This is a genomic window from Psychrobacter pacificensis, from assembly GCF_018336615.1.
GTDB classification, from domain to species: Bacteria; Pseudomonadota; Gammaproteobacteria; order Pseudomonadales; family Moraxellaceae; genus Psychrobacter; species Psychrobacter pacificensis.
In genome coordinates, this window is record NZ_CP048752.1 from 2,013,883 (window position 1) to 2,030,576 (window position 16,694).

At 45.7% G+C, this 16,694-nt stretch carries 12 protein-coding genes and 2 tRNA genes; 8 read left to right on the forward strand and 6 right to left on the reverse strand.

Annotated features, from left to right (window positions below; genetic code table 11):
- Positions 1 to 329 precede the first annotated feature (329 nt).
- From GYK50_RS08480 to GYK50_RS08515, 8 genes are all read left to right on the forward strand, one after another.
- Entirely contained in the window at positions 330 to 1,229 is a 900-nt protein-coding gene (locus tag GYK50_RS08480; protein ID WP_071001263.1) for an ABC transporter permease, read from the forward strand.
- A gap of 64 nt (positions 1,230 to 1,293) precedes the next feature.
- Positions 1,294 to 2,088, forward strand: coding sequence for an ABC transporter ATP-binding protein (locus GYK50_RS08485; RefSeq protein ID WP_071001262.1), 795 nt, complete (start codon positions 1,294 to 1,296; stop codon positions 2,086 to 2,088).
- A 190-nt stretch (positions 2,089 to 2,278) separates the two neighbouring features.
- Positions 2,279 to 4,609, forward strand: coding sequence for an FdhF/YdeP family oxidoreductase (locus tag GYK50_RS08490; RefSeq protein ID WP_212563675.1), 2,331 nt, complete (start codon positions 2,279 to 2,281; stop codon positions 4,607 to 4,609).
- Positions 4,610 to 4,699: 90 nt separating this feature from the next.
- On the forward strand, positions 4,700 to 5,662 hold the full coding sequence (locus tag GYK50_RS08495) for a formate dehydrogenase accessory sulfurtransferase FdhD (protein WP_071003567.1): 963 nt from the start codon (positions 4,700 to 4,702) through the stop codon (positions 5,660 to 5,662).
- Between the two features lie 911 nt (positions 5,663 to 6,573).
- The gene (locus GYK50_RS08500) at positions 6,574 to 8,241 is read left to right on the forward strand and encodes a sodium:solute symporter family protein (protein ID WP_093068989.1); all 1,668 of its coding nucleotides are present in this window, start codon (positions 6,574 to 6,576) and stop codon (positions 8,239 to 8,241) included.
- A 94-nt stretch (positions 8,242 to 8,335) separates the two neighbouring features.
- Positions 8,336 to 8,470 (forward strand): putative transporter small subunit, encoded by a 135-nt coding sequence (locus tag GYK50_RS08505; RefSeq protein WP_208855952.1) that lies wholly within the window; start codon positions 8,336 to 8,338, stop codon positions 8,468 to 8,470.
- A 177-nt stretch (positions 8,471 to 8,647) separates the two neighbouring features.
- Positions 8,648 to 8,721 (forward strand) — tRNA-Cys (locus tag GYK50_RS08510).
- 124 nt (positions 8,722 to 8,845) lie between these two features.
- A tRNA-Leu gene (locus GYK50_RS08515) sits at positions 8,846 to 8,932 on the forward strand.
- An 83-nt stretch (positions 8,933 to 9,015) separates the two neighbouring features.
- Here GYK50_RS08515 and GYK50_RS08520 read toward each other — a convergent pair.
- From GYK50_RS08520 to GYK50_RS08545, 6 genes are all read right to left on the reverse strand, one after another.
- Positions 9,016 to 9,315 carry an AtuA-related protein gene (locus GYK50_RS08520; protein WP_071003550.1) on the reverse strand — a complete coding sequence of 100 codons (300 nt, stop codon included), beginning with the start codon at positions 9,313 to 9,315 and terminating at the stop codon, positions 9,016 to 9,018.
- On the reverse strand, positions 9,312 to 10,658 hold the full coding sequence (locus tag GYK50_RS08525; protein WP_212563676.1) for an acyclic terpene utilization AtuA family protein: 1,347 nt from the start codon (positions 10,656 to 10,658) through the stop codon (positions 9,312 to 9,314). Before GYK50_RS08525 ends, GYK50_RS08520 begins: the two co-directional genes overlap by 4 nt.
- A gap of 21 nt (positions 10,659 to 10,679) precedes the next feature.
- On the reverse strand, positions 10,680 to 11,969 hold the full coding sequence (locus tag GYK50_RS08530) for a CitMHS family transporter (RefSeq protein ID WP_212563678.1): 1,290 nt from the start codon (positions 11,967 to 11,969) through the stop codon (positions 10,680 to 10,682).
- A gap of 365 nt (positions 11,970 to 12,334) precedes the next feature.
- Positions 12,335 to 13,759 (reverse strand): aminotransferase-like domain-containing protein, encoded by a 1,425-nt coding sequence (locus GYK50_RS08535; protein WP_212563679.1) that lies wholly within the window; start codon positions 13,757 to 13,759, stop codon positions 12,335 to 12,337.
- A 329-nt stretch (positions 13,760 to 14,088) separates the two neighbouring features.
- Positions 14,089 to 15,717 (reverse strand): long-chain fatty acid--CoA ligase, encoded by a 1,629-nt coding sequence (locus GYK50_RS08540; protein ID WP_212563681.1) that lies wholly within the window; start codon positions 15,715 to 15,717, stop codon positions 14,089 to 14,091.
- A gap of 666 nt (positions 15,718 to 16,383) precedes the next feature.
- Positions 16,384 to 16,629, reverse strand: a complete 246-nt coding sequence (locus GYK50_RS08545; protein ID WP_212563682.1) for a hypothetical protein — start codon at positions 16,627 to 16,629, stop codon at positions 16,384 to 16,386.
- Positions 16,630 to 16,694 lie beyond the last annotated feature (65 nt).

The window sequence follows — 16,694 nt, forward strand, 5'->3', positions numbered from 1 at the left end:
TCAGTAGGCTGGGCTTCTTGTTTCAGCAGAACCTGTTTAAATAGCTTGTTTCATATATTGCTGTAGTTAGCTTATGGCTTATCTGATACTTGTTAAGTAAAATACATTTTTGCTGTATTGGATATTGCCGTTGCTTGAATCAGCGCTTTAAACCAAGGTAACTTATGAACGTTGTTAATCGTGACCTGTTTTGGTTTACCCTAACCGCAGATTGCTTAATCTGTTAAATTCACCGCTTAGCTGTTTAGCATTTAGAGGGTTTTGGCGCTTGCCACTCACTTATCTTGGTTCCATACGCTAGACACTGAGTTATGACTTACTGATCTCTTATGTCTTTAATTGCTTTTTTTGGTGCGCTTGAAAGTGGTCTGATCTATGGCCTCGTCGCACTTGGTGTGCTGATCTCATTTCGTACGCTTGACTTTCCTGACTTGACGGCTGACGGTAGCTTTCCGCTGGGCGGCGCGGTCGCTGGCATCTCTATCGTTGCGGGTGTCAATCCGTGGCTCGCCTGTGCTTTTGGTATGCTAGCAGGCTCAATCGCTGGTATCGTTACTGCATGGCTGCATGTCAAACTTGGCATCCTACAATTGCTTGCCAGTATCTTAGTGATGGTTGCCCTATATTCTGTCAACCTACGCATCATGGGCGCCCCAAACCTACCGCTACTTGGTGAAACGACGGTATTTAGTACCTTAGTGACTAATGGCAATGGTTATTGGATGCGCTGTCTGATTATCGGTGTGGTCGTGGCGATTGCCATGTTATTTTTAAACTGGTTTTATAGTACCGAAACTGGTTTATCAATGCGTGCTACTGGCTCAAACTTGAGAATGGCACAAGCGCAAGGTATTAATACCTCATGGATGACCATCATCGGTATGGCGATCTCTAACGGCTTGATTGCCTTGGCAGGTGCGCTATTTGTCCAGACCCAAGGCGGCGCTGATATTTCTATTGGTATCGGCACCATCGTCATCGGTCTAGCAGCAGTCATCATTGGTGAGACCATCATTCCTGCCAAGCGTATTTGGTTAATTACCTTTGCGGTTGTGGTCGGTGCAGTATTGTACAAGCTGTTTATTCAGGTCGCACTATCGAGCGATACGCTGCGTAGTATCGGCTTTGGCCCGCAAGATTTGAACTTAATCACAGCATTACTCGTGGTATTGGCGTTGGTCTTACCAAAAGCGAAAACGAAGTTTTTATCACGCAAAGTTCGCGCCTAATGACAGTTTAAGCAAGTACCAACAGCACTTGCTTTGCCCGAAGAGATAATAAGGAATAACGATTATGATGCAAGCCACCGATTTACAGTTGACCTTTAATCCAGGCACACCTATCGAAAACCCTGCCCTACGTGGTATTAGTTTGAATATCGCTGATGGTGAGTTCGTCACTGTTATTGGTACCAATGGTGCAGGTAAATCGACTTTTTTGAACGCAGTCAGCGGTACCACGCGCGTCGATAGTGGTTCAATCCTGCTAAATGGCATTGATGTCACCAAAAAATCCGCCCATCAACGTGCACACTGGGTCGCGCGTGTTTTTCAGGATCCGATGGCAGGTACTTGTGAAGCGCTGACCATTGAAGAAAACATGGCCTTGGCCTATAAACGTGGCGGCAAGCGCGGTTTGAAGTTTGCACTAAATCAAAACAACCGTGACTTGTTCCGTGAAAAACTGTCTGTGTTAAAACTGGGACTAGAAAATCGCCTGACAGACCGTATGGGTCTACTCTCTGGTGGTCAACGTCAAGCGGTGAGCCTGCTGATGGCATCGCTACAGCCCTCTAAGATTTTATTGCTCGATGAGCATACTGCTGCCCTTGATCCAAAAACTGCCGCCTTTGTTTTAGAATTGACAGATAAAATTGTCACAGACAATAAGCTCACCACCATGATGGTGACCCACTCTATGCAACAAGCATTGGCACATGGTACGCGCACCGTGATGCTACACCAAGGGCAAGTGGTCTTGGACGTGTCTGGAGACATTCGTCGCGGCATGACCGTACACGATTTGTTAGATATGTTCGAGCAAACACGCGGCGAAAAGGTTGAAGACGATAGCTTAATTTTGAGCTAGACTGTCTCAACTTATTGACTCTCAAAAAGCAGACATTACTGTTTCTAATTGCTTCTAAAACCTTCAAGAAAATTGATGTTTCTTGAAGGTTTTTTGTTATCTATGGTTACTACTGCTACACACGGTACAGCGGGCATTATATAGTGATGAGATACCACCATTATGCCGCCATTTATCGATGAGGTCTGTCATGCGCAAAATTCCTGTTTACTCCCACCCTGCTGCAGGTTGGCCTGCGCTGATCTCCTCGACACGCAAACTGATGGATTATCAAACCTTTTTACGCGGTAGTGTCAGCGTCCTAAAAAGCAATCAACCTCAAGGCGGATTTGACTGCCCAGGCTGCGCGTGGCCAGACCATAAGTCACATAAGCGCATCGACGTCTGCGAAAACGGCATCAAAGTCATCGCCAGCGAAACCATGACGAAAAAGGCAGATGCACAATTTTTTGCAAGGCATACCGTGACCGAGTTACAAAGATGGTCTGGCTACGAACTTGAGCATAGCGGGCGTTTGTCAGAACCGATGTACTATGATGCCGCGCAAGATCGCTACGTCCCTATTCCTTGGGAAGCGGCTTATGGCTTAATCACTGAGCAGCTTGGAAAGCTTGATTCACCCAATGAAGCACTATTTTATACCTCAGGGCGCGTGACCAACGAGCCGGCCTTTATGTATCAGCTGTTTGTTCGCAGCTTTGGCACCAACAACCTGCCTGACTGCTCGAACATGTGCCATGAGCCGACCTCAGTGATGCTCGGTAAACAGCTAGGCGTCGGCAAAGCGACAGTCATGCTAGAGGATTTTGAGCAAGCCAAACTGATATTGATGTTTGGGCAAAACCCAGCGACTAACCATCCACGAATGCTGGAGATGCTTGCCCATGCACATGAGCAAGGATGCCGAATCATCTCGATTAATCCGATGCGCGAGCAAGGCTTGAGTAGATTTAGAAATCCGCAAAAACCAATGCATATGGCCGCAGGTCAAAGTGATGATATGGTCGATGATGTCATTCAAATTCAAATCGGCGGTGATACCGCGCTATTGACGGGCATTGCTAAATGGCTGATTGAAAATGATAGAATCAACCATGATTTTATTACCACTCATACCTCAGGTTTTGAACCGCTAAAACAATGGCTAACAGCGCAAACTTGGGAAGATATCACACTTGGCTGCGGTATTTCTCAGTCCGATATTATCAGCTTAGCGGGACTAGTGGCTGATAGTTCAGCGACCATTTGTACTTGGGGCATGGGTATCACCCAGCATGTGCAAGGCGATGACAATGTTGCGATGATTACCAATCTATTATTATTGATGGGTATGATTGGTATTGATGGTGCGGGCGCCTCCCCTGTTCGTGGTCACTCCAATGTTCAGGGCGATCGTACCATGGGTATCCATGAACGCCCGAGTAAAACCTTACTGGACAGTCTAGAGCGCGTCTTTGAGCGTCCTATGCCAAAAGAGCATGGCTATGATGTCGTCACAGGCGCCAAAGCGCTTATCGAAGGTAAATTAAAAGTGTTTATGGGTATGGGCGGTAATTATGCTGTGGCAGCCCCTGATACGAGCGCTATTCAACAAGCATTAACCACCACTCAGCTCAATGTATTTGTCGGTACCAAGCTCAATGAAACCATGCTATACCCAGGAGCAAACAACGTCATTCTGCCTTGTCTGGGTCGTACTGAGCGTATCCTGACAACAAAAGGTGAGCAGTTTGCAACGATTGAAGATTCAATGTGTCAGATAGTTCCAACCCAAGGTAAGCTTAAACCTGTGAGTGATAACTTAAAGTCTGAGGCAAAGATTATAGCGGAGCTTGCGACACATGTACTTGGTGCTGACTCCTCTATTCCTTGGCTTGCAATGAGCGAAGATTTTGATCTCATTCGAGACTATATCGCCCAAGCTATTAACGGTTTTGAAAACTTCAATCAGCGCATTCGTACCAATGAGCGCGGGTTTCATTTGTATCATGCAGCGCGCCATCGTGTATGGAATACCGAGAGTGGCAAAGCTCAGTTTGAAGTACCGCATTACCCCATTACGTACGTTGCAGCCCAAATGGCGGACACACATGACATTGATCATGAGGACACAACGCAAAAGGTTTGGCAACTGACCAGCGTTCGTAGTCATGACCAGTTCAATACGATGATATTTGGATTCAAAGACCGCTATCGCCAGACCAACCGCCGAGATGTGCTATTCATGCATCCAGATGAAATCAGCCGCCTAGGCTGGCAAAAAGGAGATCAGGTGATGGTATCGCGGCACGCCAGCAGCTCAAGCCACACAGCGCATAAAAACAAGCCGCGCGTACTAGGGCCTCTCATATTGACTGAGATGGATATCGCCGCCAATGCCGTCGCCGCCTATTATCCTGAATGTAACGACCTGTTTGATTTGGATACCCATGCGCCAGACTCTCATATCCCAGCATACAAATCGACGACCGTGATCTTAGAGCGTGTGAATACAAGTGTTCAGACAGCCGAACCTGTATAAGTGGTAATGATCACTGAAAGTAATTTTGAGCAAAGTGAGTCCTCTAGCAAAATGGCTATGATGGCAGAGACAACTGAAACTAGAGTGATTATGACTGAGATATCTGAGGATAATGATAATAGCGCAGCCGAGACAATGCTCGCTCGCAAACATTTAGCGCAGAAGCATCATTATCCATCGGACAAGGCTCATGGAGCCGATATACCTCAAAGCTGTATTGAGTCTCAAACCACCAGTTTGGCAGTAGAGGCAGCGGTATCAATCGTTATTAATGGGATTCATTATGCGGTACTGATGGCCAGCCCTTACCAACTAGAGTATTTGGCTGTTGGGTTCTTATTTAGCGAGGGCTTGATTCAGCACAGTCATGAGTTACTTGATTGGGAAGTGACACATCTTACAGATATTGCCAGCTACCAAAAGTTTGCTCAATCCTTAAACGATGGGGATCTTGAATTCGCCTCCATTGAGCAACGCTTAGAGCAATTTCAAGATTATGATATCTATATCGTAGAGCTGGTGCTAAACCAACGCTGCCATCAGCGCATCCAAGCCCAAAAGCGCCAACTGGCAGGGCGTACAGGCTGCGGTATGTGCGGCATCACGGGGCTGACACAGGCATTGCCCGACTTGAGCCACTACTCACAAGCAAACATACATGGTTCTAAGGCAACCGTGCCAAGCCTTGAGTATCTATTAGTACTACGTCAGCAAGTAGATGCCACACAGCATACACACCAACTGACAGGAGCTGTGCATGCAGCAGCGACGATATACAATCAGCAGTTGTACTTGTTTGAGGACGTAGGCCGTCACAATGCACTCGACAAATTAATCGGTTGGCAACTGCGACAAAAAGTAGAGGTTGATTGCGTACTCATGACCTCACGATTATCGATTGAGTTGGTACAAAAATCGATTCGGGGGCGTATCCCTTGGCTCGTTGGCATGTCTGCGCCCACCAGTACGGCCGTACGGGTCGCCCAGCGCTATGGTTTGGGACTGGCTGGGTTTTTGCGTGACAATAGAGTCACCTACTACACTGGCATTTGATGAGTATTGCCTAACCACATTTTCTAAATCCTGTCGTTATCATCGATTCGTTTACTTTGATACCCTCACATTGATCATTTAATACTGCCACCATTCAATATGTTAGCCTTATTGATACCCTCACAAACACCTTTCCATAAACCCCATTTGTCAATGCTATTTTTCTTGAGGTCTGCCTCTGACTTTTGGTCATTTATGACAGATAACTGACCGATAGATTTGAGCTTCACGGCAGAATAGGGTACTCTTAGCGCACGAGTATGTTACACATAGTTAACATAGCTGTAGTTTTATTTATAAATACTTAGCCTATGGTGCAACGCATCAGGGCTGTAGCGTGTTTGATACTTAACTACAGGTAATGCGTCAATTACCTAATCATGGGCAAAAATTCGCTCATGCTTGGGTGTATTTCAGCCGGCTATACATAATATTAGCCGATAAAGCTGTCTACACTTAGCACCGTCATCAGCAGATGGCTGAGTGCTTATTCATAATTTTGCTGTAGATACCTGCCTTGTCAGCGCTCTATAGCAGCCAGCTATTATCAAGTATGACCACTTGACAGCGTGATGGACTATCCATCAACAGACGCATGCTGATGACTCCCTGCGATTTTTGTGAAATGTGGCTCACTGTTGCATGTGATTTTTTCAAATGACGTACAACAGTGAGTAACCGGCATGATGTCAATGGGCAGTTGTCATTTACAGGTTGCAGGATCTACCCTTAAAACACCAAGTGCGCCAGCGCGCGGCATTTGGGTCGGCGCTGACTGCTTTTTATGACGGCTAACTGTTAGCACTGTGTGATGCCTCTACATAAAACTTTTATGGGCTTTATTGTATTCTTAACAGTTTTGGATAAAGTTATACTATTAAACTTTTATTTATGTAAAATAATCGCGAGGTATGAATTTGAAAACTGAGTCACTGTTCCAATTTTCATCGTTAACCATTATTTTATTGTTGTTAGCGTTTTATGGCGGCACGTATTTGTTGTCATTGCTGATCAAAAAAGACAAAGAAACCACTTCAGGATTTATGGTGGCAGGCCATGGCGTCGGCTTTGGCATGGGTGCTGCTAGTATGACCGCTACTTGGATTTGGGCGGCATCGTTTTATGCGGCGGCGACCTCTGGCTACAAGTATGGCGTATCAGGGCCGATACATTACGGCTTTTGGGGCGCGCTGATGATCTTATTCATCTATCCTTTTGGTATGCGCTTTCGTGAGCTTGCACCCGATGGTCATACCTTAGGTGAGCTTATCCACGCCCGCCATGGCTCATCAAGCCAATTAATTTTAGCCATATCCAACCTTATGGGCAGCTTAATTAGCTTGATGGTCAACTTTACTGCAGCTGGGGCGTTGGTATCGGTATTATCGCCATTATCGTTTCAGACGGGGGTCATGATTGCAGGTATCGGGGTGCTAAGCTACACCCTAACCTCAGGGTTTCGTGCTTCCGTCTTTACAGACTTTGCGCAATTGGTCGCTTTGATGGCCATCGGTATTGTCATTATTCCAGCGGTACTGTTTGCGATGGGTGGGCCACAAGTCATGGTCGATGGCCTCGCTAACCTCACGCTTGAACAGCAGGATTTCTTTTCATCCGAAGCGTTTTTTCAGCAAGGAGCGCCCTATTTTGTCGCTGTACTTGCTTATGCGATTGGTAACCAAACCATCACGCAGCGCTTGTTTGCGATCGATAAGACTAAGATTAAACAGACCTTTATTACCGCCACGGTCGGCTATGCTGGTATCGTCATCGGTCTTGGTATGATCGGATTGATGGCTTTGACCATCGGTATCGAGCCACTAGATGGCAATATGAACAACCTCATCCCGCAGATGGTCAGCACTTACTTGCACCCTGTATTTATCGCCTTGTTCTTTATCTTGGTCATTGGCTCATTGTCATCGACAGCCGACTCAGATTTGTCGGCATTATCGACCATTATGATGGCGGATGTGTATGGCAAAAACATTGCCAAAGGCCGCGTCAAACCTAAAACCATGATGCTCGTTGGTCGTAGCACGATGATTATCGCCACCGCTGCCGGACTGATCTTTGCCAGCTTTAAGCTAGATATCTTGGTGATGCTCGTATTCGTCGGTGCATTATGGGGCGCGATTGTTTTTCCGGTCATCGCCAGTGTGTTTTGGAACCGCGTGACCAATGCCGCCTTTACCTCGGCAGTCATCATCGGCCTACTGCTATTCTGTGTGGTACGCTTTGAGCTGCTACCGATGACAGGCTTTACTGCGCTTTTCTTTGAAATACTGGCCAGTGTGGGCGCCGCAGTCGTGATTGGGCTGATGGTCTTTGGCTTTTTGGGTCGTAAAATCGGCATGGTAGCGGCAGCGATCACGCTGGTACTGATGCTCATTTTTGCCACAGGCTTCTTACGTCAGTACATGGTACTACTGGCCTCACTAACGGCCTATGGTGCTAGCACCATCGCTTGTATCATCGTTAGCCTCATGGGTGATGAACACTTTGATTTTGCTTTAATCAATCAACGTGTCGGCGATTATGATAAAAAAGCCAAGGCATCGACCTCTGAGCTTTCATGAACACAGGTAGCGAGCACCGCTTGCGGGTTTGGCAGTTGGTCAATATATGACCCGCTGCACAGGCAACCCTTCATAAATACTATAAGGAGATATCATGGACAACGTCTTTATCTACGGCTTATATATTTTAATTTGGCCAGCCATTACGCTCGGCGTGCTGGTATTGATTTGTACCGCGACTTATCGCGATATCAAACGAGCCAAACGTAATAACGAAGAGATATTATAAAAGTACACTCTCAATGATCAGTACTCTCATCAGTGAGTCCGGCTCGCTGATGAGCCTGAATACGCAAAAAACTAATAAAAAAGCACTAAAATCAGCACAAGTGAGCAAATAAGCTATTTTTAGCCAAAAAATGACTTGTAATTTAAATTATTTTTGCTAATATAGTCCACCTTGATTGGCTGGATGGCAGAGTGGTCATGCAGCGGACTGCAACTCCGTTAACGCCGGTTCGATTCCGACTCCAGCCTCCAATTATTTATTAACTTTACGTTAATTTTGGCTTGCATTATTATCCCAACCGATTATAATAGCGACCACTTATCTAGTAACTAGACAGTCTATCAGCTAGTTTACATGTTAGATAACACAAGTTTTGCCCGGGTGGTGAAATTGGTAGACACAAGGGATTTAAAATCCCTCGCTAGCAATAGCGTGCCGGTTCAAGTCCGGCTCCGGGTACCATTACATAGTTCTATACTATCTTATAGAGTAGCCAAAGCCCCTGATATCAGGGCTTTGCTGTATCTATGATTCGCAACTCTTATCTATATGTCCAAGTCCAGCAGCTTTGAGCTTAAGCTCTTGCCATGCATATCTTGCGCCAGCGACTTGGTCACCCCGCCGCCTAATGCCCCATACAAAACAAAGTTAAAAGCTTTTAAGTTTGGCAACTCATAACGAATCACCTCTCCTGCTACAATATCTTGGAACCAGTCTTTGACCACGGCTGCGGTTACTTTATCTTTGAGCAATTCGTAATCAGTCTCCTCAAACGCGATCAGAGAAATATTGGAGATATTGCCTTTGTCACCAGTGCGAGAATGGGCAATTTCACGTAGTTTCATTTATTTGACTCCCAATATGAGACAGTAATGTCCGTATCGGTTTCTGGAATCAAGATAGAACCGATGGACACGATAGCCTGAATGTGTGAACGAATACCGCCGCCACCTGCGGGGCCATTGGTATACAGCGTCTCGACCTCTCGGGTGATGGCTTGTGCCATGATTTTATCCGGGGTACGCGCCGCCACCCGTAGTCGCACCTCGGCCGCCTCCGCCGTGCTGGCAAACTCATTGCTATATAACGAATTGAGACCGATAAAGTCATAGCGTATCTCGATCGGTTTAATATGCTCAGCGGCTAGCCTGTTTTCAATGACCCGCTTGGCAAGCGCGGCCCTTTTGACTGCCCCTGAACCGCCGTAGCTGATCTCCGCTTCTGCGATATAGCCATCTTTATAGCCGATACTGGTTTTCAATAGACCTGTTTTGGGCCTGCCTGATCCGCCAGACACTTGAACCACATCGTTATCAATGGCTTTCACAGACACGTTAGAAAAATCAGCAATCACATCTGGGGTAAGATAGCGGGCAGGATCATGAATTTCGTACAGCAACTGCTCTTTTACCGTCGCCTCAGAGACCAACCCGCCAGCATTGGGCAGCTTGGACACGGTATACTCTCCGTCCTCTGTCACCGCCAAGATAGGAAAGCCAACATTCCAAAGCTCAGGTACCTCCTTATAATCAGGATCTGCAAAATAACCACCTGTGATCTGAGCGCCGCACTCCATCAAATGACCGCCAATCGCGCCTTTGCCCATCAAATCGGCATCGTCAAAAGACCAGCCAAACTCATACACCATCGGCGCCACAAAGAGCGACGGATCGGCGGCGCGACCCGTGATGACGATATCTGCGCCAGCGCTCAATGCTTGCACGATACCTTTGGCACCAATATAGGCATTGGCAGAGACGATAGAGTCGCCCAAATCTTTGATAGATCGGTTGTTTTCCAGCAGCGTCTCATTCTGATAACGCACAATGTCTGTAAACACATCATCGCCCGTGATAGCGGCGATTTTTAACCCATGAAACCCTTGCTGCTCGGCGATCTGTTTGATTGTTTCGGCAGCAGCTTTGGGGTTGGCAGCCCCCATATTGCTGATGACTTTGACCTTTTTTTCGACACACAGCGGCAGTACTTGCGCCATACGATACTTAAGTAAACGGTCATAACCCTCGTTTGGCTGCTGCATTTTGCGCTGCTGGGCAATGGCAATGGTACGCTCAGCCAAGCATTCAAACACGATATAGTCCACGTCGCCGTAGGTCATAACATCAAGCGCAGGCGTCAATCTGTCATCGGCATAACCTGCGCCAGACCCAATTTTGATGGTTTTCATTCCTTACTCCTGATTATTTTATTAAATGATCACGCCTGTGACTACCGCCACAATGGTCATGACCAGCGTGGTACCAAACGCCCATTTAAAGACAAACTTTTGATGATCGCCCAGCTCCACACCCGCAAGGCCAATCAACAAGAACGTCGATGCGGTCAGCGGACTGAGTGGGAATCCGGTGGTCATTTGTCCCAGCATAGACGCTTGACCAATTTGGACAGGATCCAGCCCGTATGCACTCGCGGTCTGTGCCAAAATTGGCATCACCCCAAAATAATAAGCATCAGGCGTAAAGACGAGGCTTAAAGGCATGCTCAAGACGGCAACGATGACGCCCATCGAACCACCCACCGCATCTGGAATGATCTGCACCAGCGCCGTCGCCATCGCAGAAATCATCTCTGTCCCTGATAAAATGCCCGTAAAGATGCCTGCCGCAAAAATGATGGACACCACGGTAATCATGCCAACCGATTGCGACTTGATCTGATCCATTTGATCATTAGGCTTGGGATAATTGATAAGCACAGCGATGGCGAATGCCAGCATAAAGACGATTGGCAGCGGTAGCCAAACTTGCACCAACGCCACAATAGTAACTATGGTCAATATCAAATTGAACCAAAATAGCTTGGGGCGACGCATATCGCGCGCTTCTTCCGTTAGCTCATCATGCAAGCTGTGCTCCATGTCTTGAACGCCCAAGCGTTTGCGCTCTTTTTTGCCCACAAGATAGGCCACAAATACAATCCAAACTACACCTGCCACAAACGCAGGAATAAGCGGATTAAATAACTGCGCGGTACTCACCTCTAAAGCCGCCGCCGCACGTGCAGTTGGGCCGCCCCAAGGCGTCATGTTCATCGTACCTGCGCCAAGCGCCACAAAACCCGCCAGTATGATTCGCTTCATACCCAGTTTGTCATATAGCGGTAGTAAGGCTGGAATGGTGATTAAAAACGTCGAGGCGCCCGAGCCATCCAAATGCGCTACCATGGCGATCACCACGGTGCCGATACAGATTTTGACAGGATCGCCTTTGACCAGTGTTAATACCCGCGAGATAAGCGGATCAAACAAACCAGCGTTGTTCATCACGCCAAAAAACAAAATGGCAAACCCCAGCATGATACCCGTTGGTGCCACACCCACGATGCCGTCTAGCATAAAGCCGCCAAGCTCTGCGCCAAAGCCGCCGATTAAAGCAAAAACGACAGGCACAAGAATCAATGCCACAATGACGGACACCCTTTTGGTCAGTATGAGCGCCAAAAATACGAAAATCGTCAAAAATCCCAATAGTGCCAACACAGTCCTTCTCCTTGTAAGCCTTACTTTCTTCCTTGTGATATGTCTACCAGTCCGCCTTTCCATAGGGGTATCACTGGCATTAACTATAATAGAAATATCACGGGTACAGCTTGCTTCCAAGGGTACAGATGAACGTTTTGATAGGAAACTGTACCCGTTTTGGGCACACATTTCTGTGCTATGGCAGGCAGTTACTAGGAAAATGGGCGGTGCGATTCATCAAACAAAATGACAAAAATATCGGTCATTATCGATGCATTTTTAAGAAATACTGGCAGGTTTTGTATCATGTTATTAAACAAAAAATATCTCCCACACTGTCAAAAGCAAAAAGTATGCTTTGATATAACGCATAAACATAAGCGTTAATGATGGTTAAAAATAGCAGTTTTAATAAACTTAACCGTGGTTTTGTCTATATAGAATTTATTGACTCTTAAGGCAAAATAAGTCGGATCGGAGGGAAAAAACAGACTACCAGGCGCGATGAAAATATTATGACTCTTTGCGTCTTCTACTGCCTTTTTATCGTCCATCGGAATACGAAACCACAAAAAATTACCACTGGGATTGTGCGGATACAGCGTCAGGCCGTCGATTTTGTTTAGCTGAGTGATGGCAGTGGCTGACTTCTCTGCAGACAGATGCTTGAGCGCTTGCAAATGATTGGTCAAAGCGCCACTGGTGATCAGATGGTTGAGGATATTTTCCATGATGGATGAGGTGTTGATCACCGTAATCATCTTAAGCCGTGTGAGTGATTTGATCACCGATTTGGAGGCGACGACAAAACCACATCTGATCGACGCAGAGACGGTTTTTGAAAAACTACTGACATAAATCACAGGACAGGTTTGATTAAAAAAGTAACTGGCAGCGTCGTCTCTTGCCAATAAAAACGGGTCGTTTTCCACAATAATCACATTATATTGGGTGCATAATGCCTGAATCTCTGCCATATTCTGAGACGTCAAATCTGTACCCATCGGATTTTGTGCAAAAGGCTGCAAAAATAAAATCTTGGGCTGAGATTTAATAATAAGGGCTTCTAAATGATTAGCGTCTATGCCCAATTTGGTTCGCTTAATGGTATTAATAGCGACTTGATGTAATTCAAGCTTACTAAATAGCGGATAATATCCGGGAGACTCAACGATGACTGGATCGCCGCTGGTCAAAAAGTGCCGAATGATCAAGTCCAAACTGTGATTGGTGCCATAGGTCAATAGAACATTTTGCGATTCAACCGTCATAGCGCGCCTGCTTAGGATGTCGACCAGCAGCCCTCGCAGTAATACATTGCCAGCAGGATCGCCATTACCACGATCAAAATGTGCCACCTCAGCGCTTTCACTCCCAAAACGGTCACTAGCCTGCCCCAAATAGCGCTCAAGGTTGAGCTTGTCCATGTACTCTTTGGGATAGCGGCCCGCCCCAGGCTTATGATGCGACTGGTTGACCATTTGTTGCTCCAACAAGTCAATACCTGTATAAAACGGGGTCGCGTTTAGCATGGGTGTATTGGACAAATCCTCTCCCGCATAAAAGCCCGATTTGGGCAGCGCTTTGATCCAGTGCTGCTCAAGCAGCTTGTTATAAGCCGTGATTACGGTGTTTTTGGACACCTTATGTTTTTCGGCCATCGCTCGAATGGAGGGTATTTTGTCTCCTACTTTTTTTCGTCCAGACTTGATATCGTCAATCACAATGAGACAAATTTCTTCGAACTTTTTCACTGTCACACTCCATGTTGAGCAACCACCACGCTCAGTACGTACTCGCTTTCGCAAATACTATTTCTAAAATAGAGTAGTAGCATGTGAGGAAAATATCATAACTGAAAGACCTATAGTTTATAATCTGGATATCAAAATTGATATTATTAAAGAGAGAACAGACCGAAAAAGGTATCTCTTCATCTCAAGTGGCCAAGTCGCCAAGTCACTGAGCATCGCGCGATAAGGCTTATTTTGGTAACTCAGAAAAAAACACTAAAAAAGGTTGTCTACGCTATGAGCGTAAACAACCTTTTGATCGTGATTACCATCATAGTATCTGATGGCTAAGATTTTTTAACACCAATCAGGGATATCATGAATGGTATCTTAAAAGCAGAAAGCTACGCCTCTAATAGCGCATCACTATACTCATCACGCAAGTCTTTTTTCACCATTTTTCCGGCACCGTTTAGTAAGATGTTCTCTACAAAAATAACTTTGTCAGGTATCTGCCAGCTAGCAATTTTATCTTCATAAAAACTTAGCACTTGTGACTCATCGAGTTCTGCATTCTCTTCTTTTACCACAATCAGTACCGGACGTTCTCCCCATTTTTTATGTTTTGCGGCGATAGCAGCTGCCATTTTTATCTGTGGATGGCCGGCAGCGATATTTTCAAGCTCTACTGAGGAGATCCATTCTCCACCAGACTTAATTAAATCTTTTGATCGGTCACGAATATTCATATAACCATCAGCATCAATAGTTGCAATATCACCCGTGTCAAACCAGCCATCTTCTGTAATGGCATCAGGATTCTCTGTATAATAATCGTTGATAATCCAGTGACCTTTGATCTGCAAGCGACCCTGAGACACTCCATCCTCTTTGACTGGCTTAAGTGGCTCATCAGTGTCTATGAGACGTAACTGAACACCATACGGTGGACGTCCTTGAGAGTTACGTAGCTCGTCAATCTCATCTTTACTCAGTGATTTATGCTTAGCTTTTATTTGATTCATCGTTCCAAGCGGACTGGTCTCCGTCATACCCCAGCCATGTACCGCATCACAATTAAAATCTTCTCTAAACGTTTTAATCACTGATGGTGGACAAGCGGCGCCACCGACAATGGTCCGCGTCATACTATCAAGCTTACTGCCTCTGGCTTTAGCAGCGGTCAATAGGCTTTGCCAAATCGTCGGAACGCCTAACGCAACCGTCACCTTATAATCATCAATGAGAGATACTAGGCTATCACCATCCAGATTGGGACCTGGGAGCATCAGAGAGCAGCCAGTTAATGCAGCCGCATAAGGGGTTCCCCACGCGTTGACATGGAACATCGGTACTACAGGGAGTAGGACGTCTTGCGCAGATAAACCCGATACGTCCGGCATACAGAGTGCCATCGCATGAAGCACAGAAGAGCGGTGCGTATATAAAATCCCTTTAGGATTGCCTGTCGTTCCTGAGGTATAGCAAAGCGAGCTGGCAGTGGCTTCATCAAACTGAGGCCAATCAAAGTCAGCATTATGCTCTGCTAATAACTCATCAAAGAATAATACCTCAGGCAGTTTTGCGACGACACTGTCCTCTCGAGCGCTCAAGCAGATAAAGTACTCAATCCCTTTAATATCTTCTTTAATCGCCATGATAAGCGGTAGGAATGTGACATCAAAAAATAGCACGCGGTCATCAGCATCATTGATAATGTAACTAAGCTGCTCAGGAAATAGACGTGGATTGATAGTGTGGCAAACCATGCCACTGCCTGAAATCGCATACCAAGCTTCTAAGTGACGGCGATTGTTCCAAGCCAATGTGGCTAAGCGCTCTGATGATTTAAGTCCCAGTTTAGCCAACGCATTAGCTAGTCGCTTTGAATTATTCGAAATCGTAAGCCAATTAGTATGAGTCATTTGTCCATCGACTTCTTTGGACAAAACTGCCGTATCGCCATGATAGCGGGCAGCGTGTTCGATTAGACCACTGATCAGCAATGGCTGATACATCATTTTTCCTAACATAGTACACTCCCTGTCGTTGTTAAAAGTTCGCTTATTTTTATTCATGTATCCTCTAATACTAAAAATAAACCACAATTAAGAATAATCAGAATTGTGTGCCAAGACAAGATAATATTATGATCGCCCTCCATTAAAATAAACGGCTGTTCATTATTTATAGATTGCTGCTAATACTCTATTTTCCTTATCCTACTAATTTACCAAACAGCTAACTACATTAATCATCAATAAAAAATCGTTGAATTGCTCTAAACTCATTAGGGCGTGTTGAACATTCGACCATGGCACTGACAGCGACTATTTTTTAGGCGATTCGATGTTAAAAATAATAAGTTTAGTCATTCTAAGCGCTTATTTTTAACGATGAAGCGGCAAAAAAGAGTCCTGTCCCCTGCTTTTATCGTTGGGGCTGATGCTAAAATTGCCCCATACTGCGTTACAAATCTCGCTAAGGCATCTGCATTATCGTCGCTTTGTGCCTTGTCTGGAACAATTTTAGCGATCAGCAGTGCCTATTTGCGAATGTTCAACACGCCCTAAATTTCTTAGGTACTTTGAGCAATACCATATAATGCAAAAAAACCGATCAAATTAAATGATCGGTTTTTTGTTCGTGGTGGGATAGCAAGAACTAGGGACACGCCCTAAATACTTTGATAAGTTTTTTTAAAAACCAACTTCATTTTGCGTTAGTGCACGTACCTCAATCGGTACTGCATGAAACCAACCATTATCTGCGGCGCAATAAAACTGCCCGTCCCTAAAATCTACGATACACGCTGTAAAGTCGTTCCCTACTTGATCTTCCATAGCGTCTTCATCGCTCACATCACTCACGGCACACCATATTTCTTGATGCCCACTTTCAAGCATTGAGCGCGTCAATTTACTCCCCACCATTCCACTATCCATACCACTGACTCCTACAATGAAGATGATTATTTAGGCAATTTAGGCAAACAATCAGGTTACATCCG

Bases quoted from the DNA above. Each gene is read 5' to 3' on its own strand.
- GYK50_RS08500 (WP_093068989.1), top strand. From the start codon at position 6,574: ATGAATTTGAAAACTGAGTCACTGTTCCAATTTTCATCGTTAACCATT.
- GYK50_RS08520 (WP_071003550.1), bottom strand. From the start codon at position 9,315: ATGAAACTACGTGAAATTGCCCATTCTCGCACTGGTGACAAAGGCAAT.
- GYK50_RS08545 (WP_212563682.1), bottom strand. From the start codon at position 16,629: ATGGATAGTGGAATGGTGGGGAGTAAATTGACGCGCTCAATGCTTGAA.
- GYK50_RS08480 (WP_071001263.1), top strand. From the start codon at position 330: ATGTCTTTAATTGCTTTTTTTGGTGCGCTTGAAAGTGGTCTGATCTAT.
- GYK50_RS08490 (WP_212563675.1), top strand. From the start codon at position 2,279: ATGCGCAAAATTCCTGTTTACTCCCACCCTGCTGCAGGTTGGCCTGCG.
- GYK50_RS08495 (WP_071003567.1), top strand. From the start codon at position 4,700: ATGACTGAGATATCTGAGGATAATGATAATAGCGCAGCCGAGACAATG.
- GYK50_RS08485 (WP_071001262.1), top strand. From the start codon at position 1,294: ATGATGCAAGCCACCGATTTACAGTTGACCTTTAATCCAGGCACACCT.
- GYK50_RS08505 (WP_208855952.1), top strand. From the start codon at position 8,336: ATGGACAACGTCTTTATCTACGGCTTATATATTTTAATTTGGCCAGCC.
- GYK50_RS08525 (WP_212563676.1), bottom strand. From the start codon at position 10,658: ATGAAAACCATCAAAATTGGGTCTGGCGCAGGTTATGCCGATGACAGA.
- GYK50_RS08540 (WP_212563681.1), bottom strand. From the start codon at position 15,717: ATGTTAGGAAAAATGATGTATCAGCCATTGCTGATCAGTGGTCTAATC.